Origin of the sequence: Arthrospira sp. PCC 8006 (assembly GCF_046480465.1) — a bacterium.
Classification (GTDB): Bacteria; Cyanobacteriota; Cyanobacteriia; order Cyanobacteriales; family Microcoleaceae; genus Limnospira; species Limnospira platensis.
In genome coordinates, this window is sequence record NZ_PKGG01000548.1 from 1 (window position 1) to 480 (window position 480).

Annotated in this window: 1 protein-coding gene; it reads left to right on the plus strand. The window is 46.2% G+C overall.

Annotated features, from left to right (window positions below; genetic code table 11):
* A partial coding sequence (locus B9T16_RS29320) for a Uma2 family endonuclease (RefSeq protein WP_410246460.1) occupies positions 1 to 469 on the plus strand: 469 nt, incomplete at its 5' end.
* Between the last annotated feature and the right edge of the window lie 11 nt (positions 470 to 480).

Sequence of the window (480 nt, forward strand, 5' to 3'; positions counted from 1 at the left end):
TGCTATGGTGGGCTTGGGTTGTCGTGCTGGCTATCGCGGTATTTATAAACAGTGGGAAGAAGAAAACATCCCGCCACAAGTGGTGTTTGAAATCCTCTCCCCCAGTAACACCATGAGCGAAATGGCCGCCAAACAACAATTTTATCAACAGTATGGCGTGCTGGAGATGTATTTTTATAATCCCCAATCCCATGATTTTTGGGGTTTTAAACGGGCTACCCCCGAAGATAGCTTGGTGTTAATTACCCCCCTACAATTGCCCTGGACTTCTCCACTGTTGAACATTCGCTTTGAACTGTTTGATGATGGTTTAGCTGTCTATCATCCTAATGGGGAATTGTTCAAAGAACCGGGAGATTTGTTTGATGAACGCGATCGCGCACAGCAAGAACGCCATGAGGCACAACAAGAACGCGATCGCGCCTTTGCTAAACTGCGGGAAATGGGTATCGATCCAGAAACCCTCTGATAATTGTTAGA